Source organism: Ditibartonella apis (genome assembly GCF_001952075.1).
GTDB lineage: Bacteria > Pseudomonadota > Alphaproteobacteria > Rhizobiales > Rhizobiaceae > Bartonella > Bartonella apis.
This window is the reverse complement of the sequence record NZ_LXYU01000002.1, coordinates 246,034-264,078: the sequence shown is the minus strand read 5'-3', so window position 1 is coordinate 264,078 and position 18,045 is coordinate 246,034. Positions and strand designations below refer to the sequence as shown.

The window sequence follows — 18,045 nt, the reverse complement described above, 5'->3', positions numbered from 1 at the left end:
AGAAAAATACAGGTTTTATAATAACCTTGCATCAAGTCGTTCAAACGGCTGTGCCACCAATCGTCATTGCATTAATACGCAAATGCGGAAGTCCGACACCGACAGGAACACTTTGGCCATTCTTGCCACAGGTACCGATGCCATTGTCAAGTTTGGGGTCGTTGCCGATCATGGTGATGCGTTTCATGGCTTCCGGACCATTGCCGATAAGTGTAGCCCCTTTGATCGGGGCAACGATTTTGCCATTTCTGACACGATAGGCTTCGGTACATTCGAACACAAATTTTCCGGAAGTAATATCAACCTGTCCGCCACCGAAGGAAACAGCATAGATACCGTCCTTCAAGGAGCCGAGCACCTCTTCAGGAGTGTATTGGCCGCCTAACATCATTGTATTGGTCATTCTGGGCATTGGTGCACAGGCATAGGATTCTCGCCGTCCGTTGCCGGTGGGGCGCATTCCCATCAAACGCGCATTAAGCCGGTCTTGCATATAGCCGACAAGCTTTCCGTCTTCGATCAGAACGTTGCGTGCGGAAGGTGTTCCTTCGTCATCAACGGTAAGCGACCCACGGCGTCCCGCAATCGAGCCGTCATCAATAACTGTCACACCTTTTGCAGCGACCTGTTGTCCCATGAGACCAGAAAAAGCAGAAGTCTTTTTGCGGTTAAAATCGCCTTCAAGCCCGTGTCCAACAGCTTCATGCAACATAACACCCGGCCACCCGCTTGCAAGAACCACGTCGAATGTGCCAGCCGGTGCAGGTTCGGCCTCGAGATTGACCAGAGCCATACGGAGTGCTTCGTCGGCTGCCATTTGCCAATTGTCTTCCGCAATAAAGCGGTCAAAAGCTTGCCTGCCACCGCAACCGTAAAAACCATTTTCAAGACGGTCACCTTTTCCTGCAACCACTGAAACAGCAAGCCGCACAAGCGGGCGAACATCTCTTACAAGCTCGCCATCGGCACGTAAAATCTCGACTTGTTGCAACGAACCGGCAAGCGATACAGAGACTTGCCGAACGGCATCATTTTTATTGCGGATATAAGAATCGATCTTTTTAAGAAGTGCTACCTTAGCTTCGAACGAGGGGGAATTGAGCGGGTTCAGTTCGTCATAAAGCTTTTTATTGGTGCCACGTGGTGCCGCGCTATAAGTTCCTTGGTAGCCGTTGGTGACAGCCTTTGCTGCATCCGAGGCTCTTTTTAATGCCGCTTTTGTGAGCTCTCCGGAATGGGCATAACCGGTTGCCTCATCCGCTACAGCACGTAAACCGAAACCTTTATCCTGATTGAACGAACCATTTTTCAGTCTTCCATTATCGAAAAGGAGTGATTCACTTTCACGATATTCAAGAAACAATTCGCCATCGTCAGCATTTTTCAAAGTATCCTTCACAATCGATTGGACATCATTGGCTCCAACGTCGAATTGTTCGATCAGAGGTTTCATATAATTTTCCTGTCTTTAAAACGGCCCTTGTCGCCCATTTATATAAAAGACACGAGCACGATAATAAAGGCCGCTTCAATCTTTATTGATCGGTCAGAATGATCCGCGGGTTGCTATCGTTTTCGCCTTATTCTTTTGGCAGGGAAGCGTAAGCGTCCTTCAAGCCGTTAAGGTCGATCATGCCGCCGACACCTTCTTCAGGTGTCGTAAATATGAAATAGGTTGCCATTTTCCCTTCAAGAAATGACTTAAGATCATCATCTTTCAGAAATGCTTCGGCTACGCAATTGTCACCAAGACAGCGACGATATTCCATTTTGCCCATATCTTTATTGTCTATCTTGATCCCTACGCCCAGACGCAGTTCAACTCGGATAGGAACAAAGACCCGCATAAGTGTACCCTGATTTTTCGGCAACTTATAAAGCGTGACACGAAAAGCAATGTCGGGCCGGTTTTGCGCACGCACATTCTGGACAACTTCACATTGGACATTCGGTGTCCCCGGGGGGAGAGAACAGACTTTCGTCCATGCTCCAAAAGTTTTCGGAGCAGGCACATCCTGTTGGTTGGGCGTTTGCGCCTCTGCAAGAGCAAGGCAAAGCCCGATCATCGTTAGAGAAGACGCGGCGACGCCACAAGCTCGTTTGAAAAAATGACGAAGTGACATAGAAACTCCTGCTCGAATCATCCTGACGATATCGCGCTTCAGCGTTTGTGAAAAGAGTCCACAAGCACGACAGTGTAAACCATTCACAACAGATATCACTTAAAGTTCAATTCTTGGGCAAGAACATGGCAAAAGCGCGCAGAATTGACAATTATGGCAATGAAGTGTTTCTATTTGGGGCTGTTTGTCGCATTGTTTTGATGTAAATATGTTGTTAAACGAAGTGAAAACAGGTTTCGCAATCAATAGATTGCTTGATTACGTTGGCAAAATTGATGTCTGAATACGCAAAGAAAAGTTTTTTTTCATCGTTATCGAACTTGGATAGCAAAGCAATCGGTACACTCTATCTGGTGCTCGCAATCGTAGCAGGCGTCATCGGTGCAGTATTTTCGTTTGCCTTGCGTCTTTCTATGAACGAAAACGATTTTGCCTTTCTCGACGGCATTTTTCCGAAAGATACAGCTCTTTTATCATTCATGAGCACGGCGCACGCGCTGATTTTGGTGTTCTTCATGGTTATGCCTGCATTGATCGGCGGTTTTGCCAACTGGTTTGTACCGTTAATGATCGGCACCCATAATGTTGCATTTCCACGTGCAAATTTGGCAGCTTTCTTATTGTTACCCATTACTATTCTTTTTGGATTCATTGCACTTTTGTCAGACGGTGATGGAAATAACTTCAAAATATTGATGCTTGCAACGATCGTCATCGGGTCGATCTCATTCATTATTACTTTTATCAATTTCATTACAACAATTATTACAATGCGGGCGCCGGGACTTACTCTTTCTCGGTTGCCGGTTTTTGTCTGGTCGGTGCTCGTCTCGTCGTTTCTGGGACTGGTTTCGGTTCCGGCGATGCTTGCGGCTTTGACACAACTTGTTTTTAACAGTTCGGGCAATGCCGGACATTTATCAATGATGGTATGGTTCTTCAGCCATCCGGAAATTTTTGTGCTGCTCCTGCCGGCTTTCGGAATTATCAGTGAAATTCTGGTAACCTTCTGCAAGCGTCGTCTTTTTATGGAAAACATTGTCATTGCGGCTATGGTGTTTACTGGCACAATCGGTTTCATTCTTTGGATGAACGATCTTTTCCAATTCGAGAAGCCTGATATCATGGCTCATTATTTCAAAGTTGCGGTGCCTTTTATCATTTTACCAACTGCTTTTATCCTTTTGAGCTGGTGTGTGACATTGGTTCAAAGCAATTTCAAATTCGAGACACCGATGTTGTGGGCAATGGGCTTTTTCTTTATTGTCCTGATGGGGCAACTTTCAGCATTGCAGCTTGTAACAATTGGCAACGGCATTAGCCCGAAAGATCAGTCTGCATTTGTTGCCCACTTCCATTACATCCTGTCACTCAGTGCTGTTTTTGCAATTTTTGCCGGTTGGTATTACTGGTTGCCGAAAATGACGGGATATCGTTGCAGCAAAGCCATCACGAATTTGCACTTCTGGTCATTGTTTATTGGCGTTAACGCTATTTTCCTGCCTCAACATCTCAATGAATTAACTGATAATGCTCTTTTCAGTCCGGCTATATCGGTTATGTTCTCGTCAGTCGGGGCACTTCTTGCAGCCTTTTCGGTTATTGTTTTTCTATTCGGGCTCTGTAAAACTTTTATTGTAAAACAAAAAGCAGAAGGTAATCCGTGGGGCGAGGGGGCTTTGACTTTGGAATGGCAATTGCCGTCACCTCCTAACAAAGACGCATGGGAAAAAGTGCCTGTCGTAACGAAATAATGGCTACCGGGCTTACGGATTTTTGAAATCAAAAGCGTTTATTGTTTAAGTTTGAGCCGATTAGGTATGGGGCGAGCCAATTACCTTATAACCGGAGAAAATTCTCTGAAAGGTTAGCAACACATATTTTTAAAAAAAGCATCAGATGTGTGATTTTAATTATCTATTCCGCAATCGGATTTTTAAATTTACGTTGGTATATTTTTCAAAAATTCATTTTCGAAAATGGAATAGTGCATACAAAATAAGCGGAAAATTTTTCCTGCTTTTGCCATTGAATTGAGCGCCCCGAACAACGTGCTTAAAGTCGGTTTGATCTTCAAGAAATCGATATTGTTTCCTTAAAAAACAAATTAATAGTTGCGTTTTGTTGTTAAAATAGCTTCTATAGTCGAGGTTGTTTTGACCTTTCGTCCAGTAATGCCACGAAGGCACCGCTTTAAAAGGTGCATTTAAAAGAACGGGTTATATATGTCCATATCAAAGCAAGCATCGCAAAAACCGCATTTGGTTGGCCCTTCGGAAGCCGATGCGAACGACTATATAATTCTTTTGAAGCCGCGGGTGATGTCTCTGGTCGTATTCACAGCACTTGTCGGCATGATGGTCGCACCTAATCCTATCAATCCCGTTCTCGGCTTTCTGGCAATTTTATGCATTGCCGTTGGTGGCGGGGCGTCGGGCGCTTTGAATATGTGGTATGATGCCGATATTGATGCCATCATGAAACGCACTAAAAAACGTCCTATACCGGCTGGCAAGTTAACGGGCGGTGAAGTGCTGGTTTTCGGCCTCGTATTGTCGGCATTGTCAGTGCTTACAATGGGCATTTTCATCAACTGGTTTTCGGCCGCATTTCTTGCTTTTACAATATTCTTTTATGTCGTGATCTATACCATGTGGCTTAAACGCTCTACGCCGCAAAATATCGTTATCGGCGGTGCTGCTGGTGCATTTCCTCCTATGATCGGCTGGGCAGCGGCAACCGGTACAATCAGCATTGAAAGCGTTGTGCTCTTTCTCATTATATTTATGTGGACCCCTCCGCATTTCTGGGCCCTCTCGCTTTTTGTTACGACCGATTATGGTGCTGCCCATATTCCAATGATGCCGAATGTGAAAGGCGAGCGATCGACGAAAAACCAGATTTTCGTTTATGCAATTTTGATGGCGCTATGTGGAATTGCACCCTATTTTATCGGTTTTGCCGGCATGACTTACGGGGCTTTGTCGACAATTTTAGGCGTTATCTTCGTCTATCATTCCTACCAACTTTGGAAGACGGAAAATCGCGAAGAAACTGTGGCACGTGCGAAGAAACTGTTTTTCTTCTCGCTCTTTTATCTCGCAGCTTTGTTTGCAGTGCTACTGATAGAATCGCTGGCTACTCGCCTCATGGGCTATCCGGGAGCATGAATATGGACGGGCACAAGCCTCTCAATCAAATCGAACTTACAGAAATTCAGAAAAAAGCTCAGCGTCATAGGGCAAAAGGCCTTGCTATTGCACTTTTTCTTTTTGTTCTTCTTGTATATGCGGCCACGATGGCGCATGTGGGTGCCTGAAATAACGGGTTCACCCAAGGAAAGATTATGACATCAAAACCTCCATTAACAATTCGCCTTTGCGGGCCGCGCGGTTTTTGCGCGGGAGTCGACAGGGCGATACAGATTGTCATTCTTGCATTGAAAAAATATGGTGCGCCCGTCTATGTGCGCCACGAGATCGTCCATAACCGCTATGTGGTTGAAGGGCTACAGGCACGTGGTGCAATTTTTGTCGAGGAACTTGACGAGATACCGGACGAACACCACAACCAACCGGTGATTTTTTCGGCCCACGGTGTGCCAAAATCGGTGCCGGAAGAAGCGCGCTTGCAAAATCTGTTTTATCTTGATGCAACTTGTCCGTTAGTGTCAAAAGTTCATAAACAGGCTATGCGTCATCAGCGCAACGGTCGTCATGTCATTCTGATTGGCCATTCCGGTCATCCCGAAGTTATCGGAACAATGGGGCAGGTAGACGCCGGTACAGTAAGTTTGATTGAAAACGTCGAGGATGCTGAAAATTACCAGCCATTGCCCGGTCAAAAATTGGGGTTTGTCAGCCAGACGACTTTGTCTGTTGAAGACACAGCAGAAATCATCGAGGTATTGAAACGCCGGTTTCCCGATATCGAGCCACCTGCTGCCGAGTCGATTTGTTATGCAACGACCAATCGTCAGGAAGCGGTGAGGGCAGCGGCTCCGGGCAGTGATCTGTTTTTGATTGTTGGTGCTCCGAATTCATCGAATTCCCGTCGTTTGGTCGAAGTTGCCGAGCGCTTTGGTGCCAAAAAGTCATTGCTTGTTCAACGTGCGACGGAAATAGATTTTGCCCATTTGAATGACGTTCACACGGTGAGCCTTTCCGCCGGTGCGTCTGCACCGGAAATAATTGTTGATGAAATTATTGCGGCATTCAGAAAACGCTATGATGTGACTATAGAAATTGCCGAGACTGCGGTTGAAAATGAAACCTTTTTGGTCAACAGGGAATTGCGGGAAGTTGTGTTGACGCCGGAAGATATGGAATTTGTCAACGGCAAGGGTATTCCCGATAAAGACAAGTGAAGAAAACATGAGCTTGCTCGTGTGGGGCAAATAATGGCTGTTTATACCGATATCAACGAAGATGAATTAACAAGCTTTTTGACCGATTATTCTATCGGCGCATTACAATCGTATAGAGGTATTGCCGAAGGTGTCGAGAACTCGAACTTTATGCTTCATACAGAAGCAGGGCGTTTCATCCTCACTTTGTTTGAAAAGCGCGTCAATAAAAAGGATTTGCCATTTTATCTTGAATTGATGAACCACCTGGCACTTAAGGGAATTTCGTGTCCCCAACCCATCAAACGTAAGGACGGAAAAATGATCGGCGAGCTTGTGGGGAGGCCCGCTACAATTGTTTCTTTCCTTGAAGGCGTTTGGCTGAGAAAGCCGAATGTCGAGCATTGCCGAGAAGTCGGCAAAGGCATGGCAAAAATGCATCTTGCAGGTCTCGACTTTCCTCTTAAACGGAAAAACAGCCTGTCGATCGACGCCTGGCGACCTTTATGGAATTTAAGCCGCCGACGGGCAGAAGAATTGGCATCCGGCTTAGTTAAAGAGATTGACAGAGAACTCGACTATCTCGAAAGCAACTGGCCTGATAATTTGCCTCAAGGCGTTATCCATGCCGATTTCTTCAATGATAATGTTTTTTTCCTGAACGATCATATGTCAGGCATCATAGATTTCTATTTTGCATGCACAGATATGCTTAGCTATGATCTTGTCATCGCCCTCAATGCATGGTGCTTTGAACGGGATTATTCTTATAATGTGACGAAAAGCGAGGCGATGCTCAAAGCCTATTGTGCTATCCGTCCGCTTCAGCAAAACGAGATTGATAATATACTGGTTCTCGCCCGTGGAGCAGCGATTAGATTTTTCCTCACCCGCCTTTATGATTGGTTCAACACACCTTCAAACAGTCTGGTTGTGAAAAAGGATCCTCTGGAATATTGGCGAAAATTGAATTTTTTCAGAGATGTCATTAAACCATCTGAAATCGGGCTCTAAATTGCGGACGGTTCCTTGAAACAGGTCGAAATATTTACTGATGGCGCTTGTTCCGGCAATCCCGGGCCGGGAGGTTGGGGGGTACTATTGCGTTGGAACGGGGTCACCAAAGAACTTTACGGCGGTGAACCCGACACCACCAATAATCGTATGGAGTTGACGGCAGCAATCAATGCGCTCGATGCCTTGAAAGAACCGTGTAACGTTGATCTTTACACTGACTCTGTTTACGTGAGGGATGGCATTTCAAGCTGGATTGATGGCTGGAAGGCGAAAGACTGGAAAACGTCTGCGAGAAAGCCAGTCAAAAATGCCGACCTTTGGCAAAAACTTGATTTGGCTCGCACACGCCATAACGTGAACTGGCATTGGGTCAAAGGACACGCCGGTCATCCCGAAAACGAACGCTGTGACGAACTTGCCCGTAAAGGCGTTGATGAAAACCGCTAACGATTTATTTGCTTTGTGAAGTCAATATTCCGGTGAAAGAAACGGGTTTTGCTTCGGCAATATAAGAAATGGTCAAAGGACCTTTGCTGTTTTTCGTAATAATCGGTGCCGCAAAAACAGTTTCATTCCGGCTATTTTTGATAATTTCAGCCGGACCTATTTCATCTGTCTTTCCGTCAAGATAAAGCGCTGATATGTTTTCTTCATCTTGATGGGTAATCGTAATGTTAAGCATTTTTTCGTCGTTACTGGCGTGAATAATAATATTTTCCGGAGCCTTTTCAGGTAATTTTTCTTCCGCCATTGTAAGAAGGGAGCTTGAAAGAGCGATATTGGCAGTCCCGTCGGAAAAGTCGAACGGGATATCAAGAGGCATACATATTTCTTTACATAAGCCGATTGTAAGTTGACCTTTCAAGCTTTCGCCATTGTCGGATTTTTCAACCGTAAAAGGCAAAAGAACGCTGTTTTTATAGCCGATCGACCAATCACTGCCATCTTTGAATAGATGAGGTACAGGATACATAATCTCGTAGCTTGAAGGGGGAGAAAAATCGAAAGAAGGGGCCATACCCGAATTTCCGGGATTTTTCCAATAGGTTTTCCAATCCGGCTTCAGGTTGACTTCTATAACACCACGCAGACGCTCCTTTTCGGCAACAGGCTGTAATGCGAGGCGCACCCGTCCCCCCTCGAACTCATGCCATGGCGTTGCCAATAGCGTTGAAGTGTCATTTGTTTTGGTGAATGCGGGCGTTTGGGCAACGACTGATGTTTGGCCAAAGCCGAAAAAACATGCAAGCACAAGGAAAATCAAAACGGCTATGAGCTTAAAAAACTGGTACAACTGTTTTGGCTTCCGTTAAAACATCATTTTGTTTAAGACTTTTGACGAAAAAATTCACTTTTTCCTTGCAACTCATCAATACACGATTACTTTTAAATTATGGATAAAATTAGCACAATGAAAAAACGCGACGGCTTTTTGAATGGTCATCTGCTTATAGCAATGCCCGGCATGGGGGATGAACGTTTTGCACACGCGGTTATCTATATCTGTGCCCACTCGGACGAGGGCGCAATGGGCATCATGCTGAACCGGCGGCAGGATTTGAAGTTTCCGGATTTGCTGTTGCAACTTGGGATAATCAATGCTGCCCAAGCCATCCATCTGCCCGAGCCGATAAAGCTTTTTCCTGTGAGAAATGGCGGTCCGGTTGATCGTTCGCGCGGTTTTGTCCTACATACCGATGATTATGCCTGCCGGACGACGATACCTGTTACCAGAGATATTTGTCTTACTTCAACAACTGATGTCTTGAAGGCAATGAGCGTCGGAAAAGGGCCACAGCACGCCATAATTGCGCTCGGCTATGCTGGCTGGGCAGGCGGGCAACTCGAAGCCGAAATCGCAGCAAATGGCTGGCTGACAAGCCCGGTTGATGCCGATTTTCTATTTGCTCAGGATTTTGACCATCAATATGAACAAAGCCTGAAGAAAATGGGCATTGATCCGACATTTCTTGTTGGTCAAGCCGGTCACGCGTGAAAAAGCGCGCCACTTCAATCGTTTATACCTTTTTTATCCATTATCATGGCTACAGCGAAACTGTAGTGTAAGCGTATAAGAGCGGTTTTCGCCCGATTTACTGCATTTTCCTTTGGGCCGACGTTTCATTCAACTAAAAAGCGTAGGCGTTATTCAAGCAACAAACGTTGTTATTGGCGCTTTTCGAAAGCGAAAAGACCGGATATCCATTTGATAATTTTTTAAACTGTGGCTTTCGGATGTTTCATGACGAGTGTAATCAGATCTTCGACACCGACAGGTTCGGTGAAAACATTGCTTTGAACAAATTCACAGCCTTCTTCGCGCAGCATAACAGCTTCATTTTCTTTCTCAACGCCTTCGGCAATTACTTTGAGGTCGAGGTCATGTGCGAGTGTGATGATCGATTTCAATACCAGCCTTTTTTTCGAGCTATTTACCTCCAGAAGCGAACGATCAAGTTTGATCATATCGAACGGATATCCTAGTAGAAAGGCAAGCGAAGAATAGCCGGTTCCGAAATTATCAAGCGCAAGGCCGATGCCGAGGGCCTTGATTTTTTCCAACAAATTGGAAGATTGTTCGGGATTTTCGATCAGGATTGATTCAGACATCTCCATCATCAGGCGCCCCTTGTTAATAGGATTGCGCATCAGAATTGCTTTAAGCTCGTTAATCAACTCCTGATGAACCATTTCCGCACTCGGTATATTGACAGACACGAAAAATGACTGCTTCGGGAAACGGTCCTGAATATGGGTGAGATCTTCGACAACGGTTTTCATTGCAAACCGCGCGAGGTCCATAACCACGTGTTCGCTTTCGGCTGTATGGATGAAATCAACGGCAGAAAGGTTACCATGACGCGGATGGTGCCATTCCATCAAAGCTTCGAATCCGACGATTTGTCCATCATTGAGGTCGAGAACAGGGTGATAGAGAACTTTGATTTCATTGCGTTGCAGGGCATAACGAATGTCATTGCCCATGCTGTTGCGCTCAAGCCCTAATGTGCGGAAATTCGGGCGGAACGGTTCGATTTTATTACCGCCCGATTTTTTGGCGTGAATCATTGCAAGTTCCGCATCACTCAGCATATCTTCGGCATTCGAATTGCCTTCAGTCCATGTGATGAGGCCAATTGAAGCGGAAAGTTTGACTTCGCGTTCGGAAAACAGAATTGGTGCGGCAACTGTTCTTTGTAACTGGTCGGCAAATGCTGCGATTTTTGCTGGGTCGGTCTGACTGGTGAGCACAATGGCAAAACGGTCAGTCGAAAGACGCGAAAGTGTGTCTTCGGGCGTAATAAGACGTCCAAGCCTACGGGCAATTGTTAACAGAAATGTATCGCCGACAGACATACCGAATTGATAATTGATGTTACGGAAGCCATCAAAATCGATAACGAATACGGTCGGTCTTACAGGACGGCCAGCGACAGCAAGATTTACAAAAGTTTGTAAGTGATCAAGAAAGAGCTGTTGGTTGGGAAGACCTGTCAGATTGTCATGGACAGAATCTTGCAACAATCGCTCTTCGGCTTTTTTGTGGTCGGTTACATTGACGAGGGTGCCAACGATCCGCACAATTTCCCCATCCGAACCTATGACCGGTCGTGCTCTGAGTGAAAACCAGTAATAATGTCCGTCACCGGAACGGAGTCTCAGTGTCTGATCAATGCGCCCCTTACGTGTGTCGAGGATCATATCAAGTATGGCACGGAAACGATCGCGATCGTCGCTGTGTAAAGCATCAACCCAATTGCGGATGGTTCCATTCAATTCACCGGCTGTGGATCCGAGGTAGAGAGAAAGGTCGGGATTGATGACCACACGGTCACGGCGCACATCCCAGTCCCACACGATATCGCCAGCCCCCATAACGGCAAGAGCTTGCCGTTCAAGGTCGGAAAATATCCCCTGATGGAATGCGCCGCCTGAAAAAGCATGTTGCATAACCGTGAAAGCAATAAGCAGAACAATGAGAACCAGACCGCCTGCTAGTGCGGGTTGAACAATATCGTTATCAAGTTTTCCGGTTACACACACATATGCCCCGCATAGCCAGAAGATAATGAGTAGCCATGTCGGTATCAGCATAATAGCGCGATCGTAACCGCGAATGGAAAGATATCCGATGAGCACAACGCCGAGAAGAGCGGTAAGACCGAAGGAAAGCCGTGCAATGCCCGCAGCACGCGTCGGGTCATAAATTGCGAAGGCACCAAGGGCACAAAGAGCGATAATCCATGCTGCTGCGCCATAGCTGAAATGGTAATGCCAGCGATTGAGGTGGAGATAGGTAAAAAGAAAAATGAAAAGCGATGCTGCAAGTGCCACTTCTGTTGCCGCGCGCCAGATCGGTTCGGTTTGGGCAGAAATGACGAACAATTTATTGAGAAAATTGAAATCGATACCGATATAGGCAAGCACCGACCAAGCCACCGCTGCAGTGGCCGGAAAAAGTCCCGTTCCGCGTACGACAAAAAGAACGCTTAAGAGTAGTGCAAGAAGACCGGAAATGCCAAGCAATATGCCATGATAGAGCGTGTAGGAATTGATGGTATCCTTATAGGCTTCGGGTTCCCAAAGATAGACTTGCGGCAATTTCGGTGAACCAAGCTCCGCAACAAGAGTAACGACTGCTCCAGGATTGATTGTGATACGGAAAACATCTGAATCGGCACTTGATTGACGGTCAAGCGCAAAACCTTCCGATGGCGTGATAGATTGTATACGTACAGAGCCAAGATCGGGCCAAATCAATCCCGAACCCGCCATACGATAATGTGGGGTGACAATCAGTCTGTCAATCTGGTCGTCTGTCGGGTTGGCAATAGCAAAAACCGCCCAGTCGCTTTCTGCATGATCGCCATTTCCTTGCATTTCGATACGCCGCACAATTCCATCAGGACCGGCCGCTGTCGATGTTTGGAAAGTGTTTCCTTTTATGTGGTGAATTTCGACTGCACGCGAGAGATCAAGTGCTGTATCCTGTGAAGATATTTTGACCGGTTCAATAGACAATGCTGTCTGGCACAAGGTGATCAAGCCCAATGTCCAGAATATAAAAATGCCAATGGTTTTGCCTATTGTCTTCACAACGCCTCACTTTCAAATTGACTTCGTTGTTCTTTCCGTTTCCAACAAAGAATAAAGGTAGTGATCTTGCCATTCGCCATGGATTTTTACATAGGAGCGCATCAGCCCCTCCCGAACAAAACCACATTTTTCCAGTAAGGAAATGGAGCGTATGTTTGTCGGAATCGTGGCAGCTTGCAGACGATGCAATTTGAGCTGTTGAAAAGCAAAATCAACCATCAGCTCCAGACTTTCATGCATAAATCCATGGCCGGAATATTTTTCTCCACACCAATAGCCGATCTCGCCCGATTGTACGACACCCCGTCTGATGTTACCGAGACTTATTCCACCGATAAGATTGTTATTGTCGTTTAAAAACACAAAAAAGACAAAGAACTGGCCGTTTTTGCGTCCTTCAATGTAACGTTCAAGATGGTTTTTATAACGGGTAAGTGTGTGTGCATCCTCTGGCCAGAGGGGTTCCCATGGTTCCAGAAATGGCCGGCTTTCGGTTCTCACGGCTGCCCATTCCTTATAGTCATCAATCATCGGAAAACGTAAATAAACGTCTTTCGCCTTTAAATTCGGAAGCCGAATTTTCTCCTGCTGTTTATGCGGCTGTCGCCGGAAGGGCATTTTGAACATGCCATTGCCTTTCTGGCTGCTCTTAATAAGGGCGCCGTCCGGCTCCTGAAGAAAGAGCCGCAACCAGATCACCATAACTCATAATTGGTCCTATCGCTCCAACTGCTGCCAATGTGGGTTTTGAATCGATAAATAAGCGTTCGGCCAAATCGGTCAACCTGTCCACTGTAAGAAGAGACAGACGTTCCAATGTTTCGGATGCGGGAATCGGACGACCATAAAGAAGCATTTGTCGTGCAATCGTTTCGGCGCGGCTCGAAGGGCTTTCTTGTGACATTACGAGACTGGCGCGATATTGTTCGCGCGCACGGTCAAGTTCTTTCTGGTCTATCTTTTCGCTCACTTTGTAAAGTTGTTCCAGAATAACGGGAATGAGGTCATGCAAGCCGTCTTCGCTTGATGCAGCATGGACCCCGAAGAGGCCAATGTCGGAAAATCCCCAGTGAAAAGCATAAATAGAATAACAAAGTCCGCGTTTTTCACGCACTTCCTGAAACAGACGCGACGACATTCCTCCACCCAGGATAATGGATAGAATTTGGGAGGCATAATAATCACGTATATGGTAGGCTCGCCCTTCAAAGCCTAAGAGCACCTGGGCATCTTTGAGGTTACGGTATTCGCGAAAATCTCCACCTACATAATTTGCAAGATCGGCAAGAGGTGCCGGCGAATGGGCGCGATAATTGCCAAGTCGTTTCTCGACTTCCTTGACAAAAGACGGATGGTCGACAGCGCCGGTTGCTACAAAAATCATGCGGTCGGCACTGTAATGCTCATTCATGAAGTTACGTAAATTATCGGCAGTGAGACTGCGTACCGATTGTGCTGTGCCAAGAATAGGCCTTCCGATTGTCTGGTGACGGAATGCAGTTTCGGTGAAATGGTCGAACACAATGTCTTCCGGCATGTCGTTGGCTGCACCGATTTCTTGCAAAACGACCTGCTTTTCACGTTCAAGCTCGGTTTCGTCGAATTTCGGCGTGGTGATAATGTCGGCGAGAATATCGACGGCAAGCGGTATGTCATTTTTCAGGACACGGGCGTAATAGGCAGTGGTTTCGACACCCGTTGCCGCATTGATTTCGCCACCGACATCTTCGATTTCAGCGGCAATTTCATAGGCCGTGCGGTTTGCTGTCCCCTTGAAAGCCATATGCTCGAGCATATGGGCTACACCATGTTCCTCAAATTTTTCATTGCGGGAGCCGGATTTTACCCATATGCCGAGGGCAACACTCTCGATCTGTGGCATCGTATGTGTGACGATCGTCAAACCATTGCCGAGCCGGCTGATTTCTACGCCCATACTCATAAAGCTCCTTCATTCAAAACTTTAATAAAAAACCACATTGCGCATTTTCTGTCTTTCGGAAAAAATGAATAGGGTTAATGGCAAGCACGGGATTTTGCGCCAATATAATCCTTGACGATTTTTTCGTCGTTCTTCAATGTTTCATAGTGTTCGGGCTTTTCCATAAGCCCGTCAAGCCATTGGGGAAGCTTCGGAGTTTGACCACAAGCTTTGTTGACAGCATCCGGAAATTTTGCCGGATGAGCGGTAGAAAGGACGACCATCGGAATGGTTGCTTCCATGTGTTCACGCGCAACCTTTACAGCTATTGCAGTATGGGGATCGGCAAGGTAATGGCTTTCCCTGTAAAGTGTGTCGATCATATGGGCGGTTTCTGTTTCGGTTGAACGTCCTGCCGAAAATAGAGCACGGATTTTTTCAAGAACTGTTTTATCAATGGTAAACTCGCCGGATTGTTTAAGACTTTCCATCGAGTTGCGGATTAAAACCGCATTGCGTCCGGATGCCTCAAATAACAGGCGTTCGAAGTTTGACGAGACTTGTATATCCATAGATGGCGATGTGGTGTGTTTGAGCGAACGGATCTGATAAATTCCGGTTGAAAGTGTGCGTGCCAGAATATCGTTATCATTGGTGGCAATGACGAGATGGGCAATGGGTAGCCCCATGCGGGAAGCGACAAAGGCTGCAAAAATGTCACCGAAATTGCCGGTGGGGACAGTAAAGGAGATAGCCCGGTCAGGTGCTCCAAGAGAAATTGCCGAAGTAAAATAATAGACAATTTGCGCCATGATACGCGCCCAATTGATCGAGTTGACTCCGGAAAGCGCCGTTTTATCCCGAAAAGCGTGATCATTGAACATGGCTTTGACCAAAGTCTGGCAGTCGTCAAAGTTTCCTTCAATGGCAAGCGCATGCACATTGGCATTGTTATTTGTTGTCATTTGCCTTTGTTGGACCGGTGAAACATGCCCTTTTGGAAAAAGAATAAAAATATCGCAGCGCTCGCGTCCGGCAAAAGCCTCAATTGCTGCCCCACCGGTGTCTCCCGACGTTGCTCCGATAATCGTGGCACGCTTGTTCTGATGGCTCAATATATAGTCCATCAACCGGCCAAGCAATTGCATCGCGACATCCTTGAACGCCAATGTGCGACCATGGAAGAGTTCAAGTATGAATTCACTGGTATTGGTCTGTACAAGGGGGCAAACCGCAGGATGACGAAATGTGCGATAGGCTTCGTCAACCATAGAATCAAAATCATGACGTTCGATTTCACCGTCGATAAATGGCCAAAGAATAGTTTTGGCGATTGTCGCGTATGATTTTCCGCGCAAAGCTTTTAGCGAATCCGGTGAAAAATGGGGATAAGTTTCTGGCAGATAAAGCCCGCCATCACGTGCAAGTCCCGTCATGACAGTATCGCAAAAGCCGAGTACCGGTGCGTTGGCTCTTGTACTGATATATTTCATTTCTATACTCCTCGGGCCTAAACCTGTGAAAAAAATGTTTGATGTCGCGCTATTTTACAACCTTTACGGGACTGAAAACGTCTTCTATTTTTACCAGACTTGCCAAATTACAGAAAAAGCGAGAAAACAACAAATCACTATTATTGATCGCTGATATAGAACAGGTTTACTACTCTAGGAAAGTCCACTTCATGGATAAAAAGTCGATTTATCGTTTTTCATTGGGCTTTGGCCTTATTATTGCCGCTTCGTCAACACTGTCTGGATGTTTTATTCATAAGAAAGTGGACAATGTCCCGCCCGAACCGCAAATAACCGAAGCACAATTGCGCGCCTATTGCCCGATTGTTCTCATGCGCGATGACACGGCTTTTTATGATGTTTACGAGCGCGGTGGTGAGGGTGACGCCAATAAAGTCATGTATCAGGCTGCCATCAGAGATGTGACAAGAACCTGCAATACAACAGATACAACACTTTCAATGAAAGTTGCAGCTTCTGGCCGCGTCGTACCGGGACCGATGTTTAAAAAAGGCACAGTATCACTTCCGATCCGCGTCACAGTTATGGAAGGGGATAGTGTGATATATTCCAAGTTGCGCAATTATCCGGTCGAGATCAGCAATGGCGTTGACGCAACGCAGTTTATTTTTTCCGACGATCAAATATCGTTTCCCAAACCGACAGCAAAAAACATTCGCGTTTTTGTCGGTTATGACAGAGGACAAAAGAAATAATGCTTAGCCACTGTTCATAAGCCGGTTTCGTTTAAATGACTAAACTGACCGAAAAGGCTTGAGAACAAGCGTTCTCGAGCCTTTTTTATAAGGTTAGCAAAAATTTCCGACAAAAAGATTGTAAGCTCTGTTCGTTCAGGATTCTTTACAAATCCTGCAACAGAATTTCTCAAGGTTGGCAAAGGCCAATTATTTTCAGCAGTTTGATAGTAATAATGATCAATGTCGCTAACGAAGTTATCGAACTTTATTGATTGCCAGCGACCGGAGATAATGCGATTGGCCGATCAAGATAAATTCAGATATCTTTCCACTCGGACATGGCTTTCAAGACAGCAGGTAAATCCGTATGGTGAGCAATAACTGTTTCGGCACCCGCTTCAGTGAGAACGTCGGCAAGGCCGCGGTAAGCATGGGAACCGCCGGTGAAGCCGACAACACGCATACCCGCTTTAACCGCTCCGCGCACACCATGGACGGAATCTTCTATAACAATTGTATTTTCAGGCTTTGCATGCATTTTATCTGCCGCATAAAGGTAAACATCCGGTGCCGGTTTCACTTTTCCTGTGCCGACTTCCGGTGCTGAAAAAATCTTGTTTTCAAAGAGATCATATAGACCAACAATCGTCAGCATATGTTTTATGTCTTGGCTCTTCGAATTGGAACAGATACAGTAAGGATAAAGCTTGGCAACAGCTTCGACGGCTTCGCGCGCACCGTCAATTCCAAGCAATTCGTCTTTCATACGCTTTTTGAAAAGTTCAGGCACTTTTTCAATCAGGCTGACAGAAAGCGGAACATCCGACTGCTTTTCAATTTCTTTAAGAATATCAAGGAAAATAAGCCCTGCATAACGTTCGGACAGTTCTTCAGGTGTTATTTCATAACCTTCTATTGCCAGTAATTCAGATTCAATCTGGGCCGCCAGATATTCTGAATCAACAAGAACACCATCACAATCGAAAATAACCAGATCTATCTGCGGCATCGGTTTTATCCTGTAAACTATCAAATTGATTGGCAATCTTTTAGACGTTTCAACTTGTCATTGGCAATAGCTGATGAAATTTGTGCTGTTCTTATTTTTGTGTTCTTTCAACTCGGCAAAACGCCCCATTAATTTGACAAAAACCTATAATTCAAGCGTTGGTCATGCCTTGAGCAACGATTAATTGGCATGAAAATGATACTTGTTCGGCTTTATATCCAAGCGTGACACTTGCGAATTCTTGATCAAGGATAGGTCTATTTCAAAAACCTGTGCGCTTTAACGCGATATTTACCCTATTTCGTCAATTTAAGCTTGTCA

Annotated in this window: 16 protein-coding genes; 8 read left to right on the top strand and 8 right to left on the bottom strand. The window is 45.8% G+C overall.

What is annotated here, in order from left to right:
- Positions 1-40 precede the first annotated feature (40 nt).
- Together tldD and PEB0122_RS05660 are read right to left on the bottom strand one after the other, a co-directional pair.
- Positions 41-1,453 carry a metalloprotease TldD gene (gene tldD, locus PEB0122_RS05665; protein WP_075916011.1) on the bottom strand — a complete coding sequence of 471 codons (1,413 nt, stop codon included), beginning with the start codon at positions 1,451-1,453 and terminating at the stop codon, positions 41-43.
- A gap of 127 nt (positions 1,454-1,580) precedes the next feature.
- The gene (locus tag PEB0122_RS05660; protein ID WP_225867817.1) at positions 1,581-2,066 is read right to left on the bottom strand and encodes an invasion associated locus B family protein; all 486 of its coding nucleotides are present in this window, start codon (positions 2,064-2,066) and stop codon (positions 1,581-1,583) included.
- A gap of 332 nt (positions 2,067-2,398) precedes the next feature.
- Between PEB0122_RS05660 and PEB0122_RS05655 the strand changes: the two genes are divergently transcribed.
- From PEB0122_RS05655 to rnhA, 6 genes are all read left to right on the top strand, one after another.
- On the top strand, positions 2,399-3,877 hold the full coding sequence (locus tag PEB0122_RS05655) for a cbb3-type cytochrome c oxidase subunit I (protein ID WP_075916298.1): 1,479 nt from the start codon (positions 2,399-2,401) through the stop codon (positions 3,875-3,877).
- Positions 3,878-4,348: 471 nt separating this feature from the next.
- Positions 4,349-5,293: a heme o synthase gene (locus tag PEB0122_RS05650; protein ID WP_075870152.1), complete on the top strand. Its 945-nt coding sequence runs from the start codon at positions 4,349-4,351 to the stop codon at positions 5,291-5,293.
- Positions 5,294-5,295: 2 nt separating this feature from the next.
- Entirely contained in the window at positions 5,296-5,442 is a 147-nt protein-coding gene (locus PEB0122_RS11810; protein WP_178391783.1) for a hypothetical protein, read from the top strand.
- A 27-nt stretch (positions 5,443-5,469) separates the two neighbouring features.
- Positions 5,470-6,489 carry a 4-hydroxy-3-methylbut-2-enyl diphosphate reductase gene (ispH, locus tag PEB0122_RS05645; RefSeq protein ID WP_075916009.1) on the top strand — a complete coding sequence of 340 codons (1,020 nt, stop codon included), beginning with the start codon at positions 5,470-5,472 and terminating at the stop codon, positions 6,487-6,489.
- 33 nt (positions 6,490-6,522) lie between these two features.
- The gene (thrB, locus tag PEB0122_RS05640; RefSeq protein WP_075916007.1) at positions 6,523-7,482 is read left to right on the top strand and encodes a homoserine kinase; all 960 of its coding nucleotides are present in this window, start codon (positions 6,523-6,525) and stop codon (positions 7,480-7,482) included.
- A gap of 15 nt (positions 7,483-7,497) precedes the next feature.
- Complete coding sequence (gene rnhA / locus PEB0122_RS05635; RefSeq protein WP_075870149.1) at positions 7,498-7,932, top strand: ribonuclease HI; 435 nt, start codon at positions 7,498-7,500, stop codon at positions 7,930-7,932.
- A gap of 4 nt (positions 7,933-7,936) precedes the next feature.
- Here the strand turns inward: rnhA and PEB0122_RS05630 are convergent, their stop codons facing one another.
- Positions 7,937-8,779 (bottom strand): protein-disulfide reductase DsbD domain-containing protein, encoded by an 843-nt coding sequence (locus tag PEB0122_RS05630; RefSeq protein ID WP_075916005.1) that lies wholly within the window; start codon positions 8,777-8,779, stop codon positions 7,937-7,939.
- A 117-nt stretch (positions 8,780-8,896) separates the two neighbouring features.
- On the opposite strand from PEB0122_RS05630, the gene PEB0122_RS05625 reads away from it, so the two are divergent.
- Positions 8,897-9,481: a YqgE/AlgH family protein gene (locus tag PEB0122_RS05625; protein WP_075870421.1), complete on the top strand. Its 585-nt coding sequence runs from the start codon at positions 8,897-8,899 to the stop codon at positions 9,479-9,481.
- 221 nt (positions 9,482-9,702) lie between these two features.
- Here the strand turns inward: PEB0122_RS05625 and PEB0122_RS05620 are convergent, their stop codons facing one another.
- From PEB0122_RS05620 to thrC, 4 genes are all read right to left on the bottom strand, one after another.
- A complete protein-coding gene (locus PEB0122_RS05620; protein ID WP_075916003.1) occupies positions 9,703-12,582 on the bottom strand; it encodes an EAL domain-containing protein in 2,880 nt (959 codons plus the stop codon).
- Between the two features lie 12 nt (positions 12,583-12,594).
- Positions 12,595-13,200 carry a GNAT family N-acetyltransferase gene (locus PEB0122_RS05615; RefSeq protein WP_225867815.1) on the bottom strand — a complete coding sequence of 202 codons (606 nt, stop codon included), beginning with the start codon at positions 13,198-13,200 and terminating at the stop codon, positions 12,595-12,597.
- 31 nt (positions 13,201-13,231) lie between these two features.
- Complete coding sequence (locus PEB0122_RS05610) at positions 13,232-14,518, bottom strand: M16 family metallopeptidase (RefSeq protein ID WP_075916001.1); 1,287 nt, start codon at positions 14,516-14,518, stop codon at positions 13,232-13,234.
- A gap of 80 nt (positions 14,519-14,598) precedes the next feature.
- Positions 14,599-15,996 (bottom strand): threonine synthase, encoded by a 1,398-nt coding sequence (gene thrC / locus PEB0122_RS05605; RefSeq protein ID WP_075915999.1) that lies wholly within the window; start codon positions 15,994-15,996, stop codon positions 14,599-14,601.
- Between the two features lie 41 nt (positions 15,997-16,037).
- On the opposite strand from thrC, the gene PEB0122_RS05600 reads away from it, so the two are divergent.
- Complete coding sequence (locus tag PEB0122_RS05600; RefSeq protein WP_225867803.1) at positions 16,038-16,733, top strand: hypothetical protein; 696 nt, start codon at positions 16,038-16,040, stop codon at positions 16,731-16,733.
- Between the two features lie 298 nt (positions 16,734-17,031).
- Here PEB0122_RS05600 and PEB0122_RS05595 read toward each other — a convergent pair whose 3' ends face one another.
- Positions 17,032-17,724: an HAD family hydrolase gene (locus PEB0122_RS05595; protein ID WP_075870142.1), complete on the bottom strand. Its 693-nt coding sequence runs from the start codon at positions 17,722-17,724 to the stop codon at positions 17,032-17,034.
- Positions 17,725-18,045 lie beyond the last annotated feature (321 nt).

What these genes read in the sequence shown, in the direction of transcription:
- tldD (WP_075916011.1), bottom strand. Translation starts at nt 1,453, where the DNA reads ATGAAACCTCTGATCGAACAATTCGACGTTGGAGCCAATGATGTCCAA.
- PEB0122_RS05660 (WP_225867817.1), bottom strand. Translation starts at nt 2,066, where the DNA reads ATGATCGGGCTTTGCCTTGCTCTTGCAGAGGCGCAAACGCCCAACCAA.
- PEB0122_RS05655 (WP_075916298.1), top strand. Translation starts at nt 2,399, where the DNA reads ATGTCTGAATACGCAAAGAAAAGTTTTTTTTCATCGTTATCGAACTTG.
- PEB0122_RS05650 (WP_075870152.1), top strand. Translation starts at nt 4,349, where the DNA reads ATGTCCATATCAAAGCAAGCATCGCAAAAACCGCATTTGGTTGGCCCT.
- PEB0122_RS11810 (WP_178391783.1), top strand. Translation starts at nt 5,296, where the DNA reads ATGGACGGGCACAAGCCTCTCAATCAAATCGAACTTACAGAAATTCAG.
- ispH (WP_075916009.1), top strand. Translation starts at nt 5,470, where the DNA reads ATGACATCAAAACCTCCATTAACAATTCGCCTTTGCGGGCCGCGCGGT.
- thrB (WP_075916007.1), top strand. Translation starts at nt 6,523, where the DNA reads ATGGCTGTTTATACCGATATCAACGAAGATGAATTAACAAGCTTTTTG.
- PEB0122_RS05625 (WP_075870421.1), top strand. Translation starts at nt 8,897, where the DNA reads ATGAAAAAACGCGACGGCTTTTTGAATGGTCATCTGCTTATAGCAATG.
- PEB0122_RS05615 (WP_225867815.1), bottom strand. Translation starts at nt 13,200, where the DNA reads ATGCCCTTCCGGCGACAGCCGCATAAACAGCAGGAGAAAATTCGGCTT.
- PEB0122_RS05610 (WP_075916001.1), bottom strand. Translation starts at nt 14,518, where the DNA reads ATGGGCGTAGAAATCAGCCGGCTCGGCAATGGTTTGACGATCGTCACA.
- thrC (WP_075915999.1), bottom strand. Translation starts at nt 15,996, where the DNA reads ATGAAATATATCAGTACAAGAGCCAACGCACCGGTACTCGGCTTTTGC.
- PEB0122_RS05600 (WP_225867803.1), top strand. Translation starts at nt 16,038, where the DNA reads ATGTCGCGCTATTTTACAACCTTTACGGGACTGAAAACGTCTTCTATT.
- PEB0122_RS05595 (WP_075870142.1), bottom strand. Translation starts at nt 17,724, where the DNA reads ATGCCGCAGATAGATCTGGTTATTTTCGATTGTGATGGTGTTCTTGTT.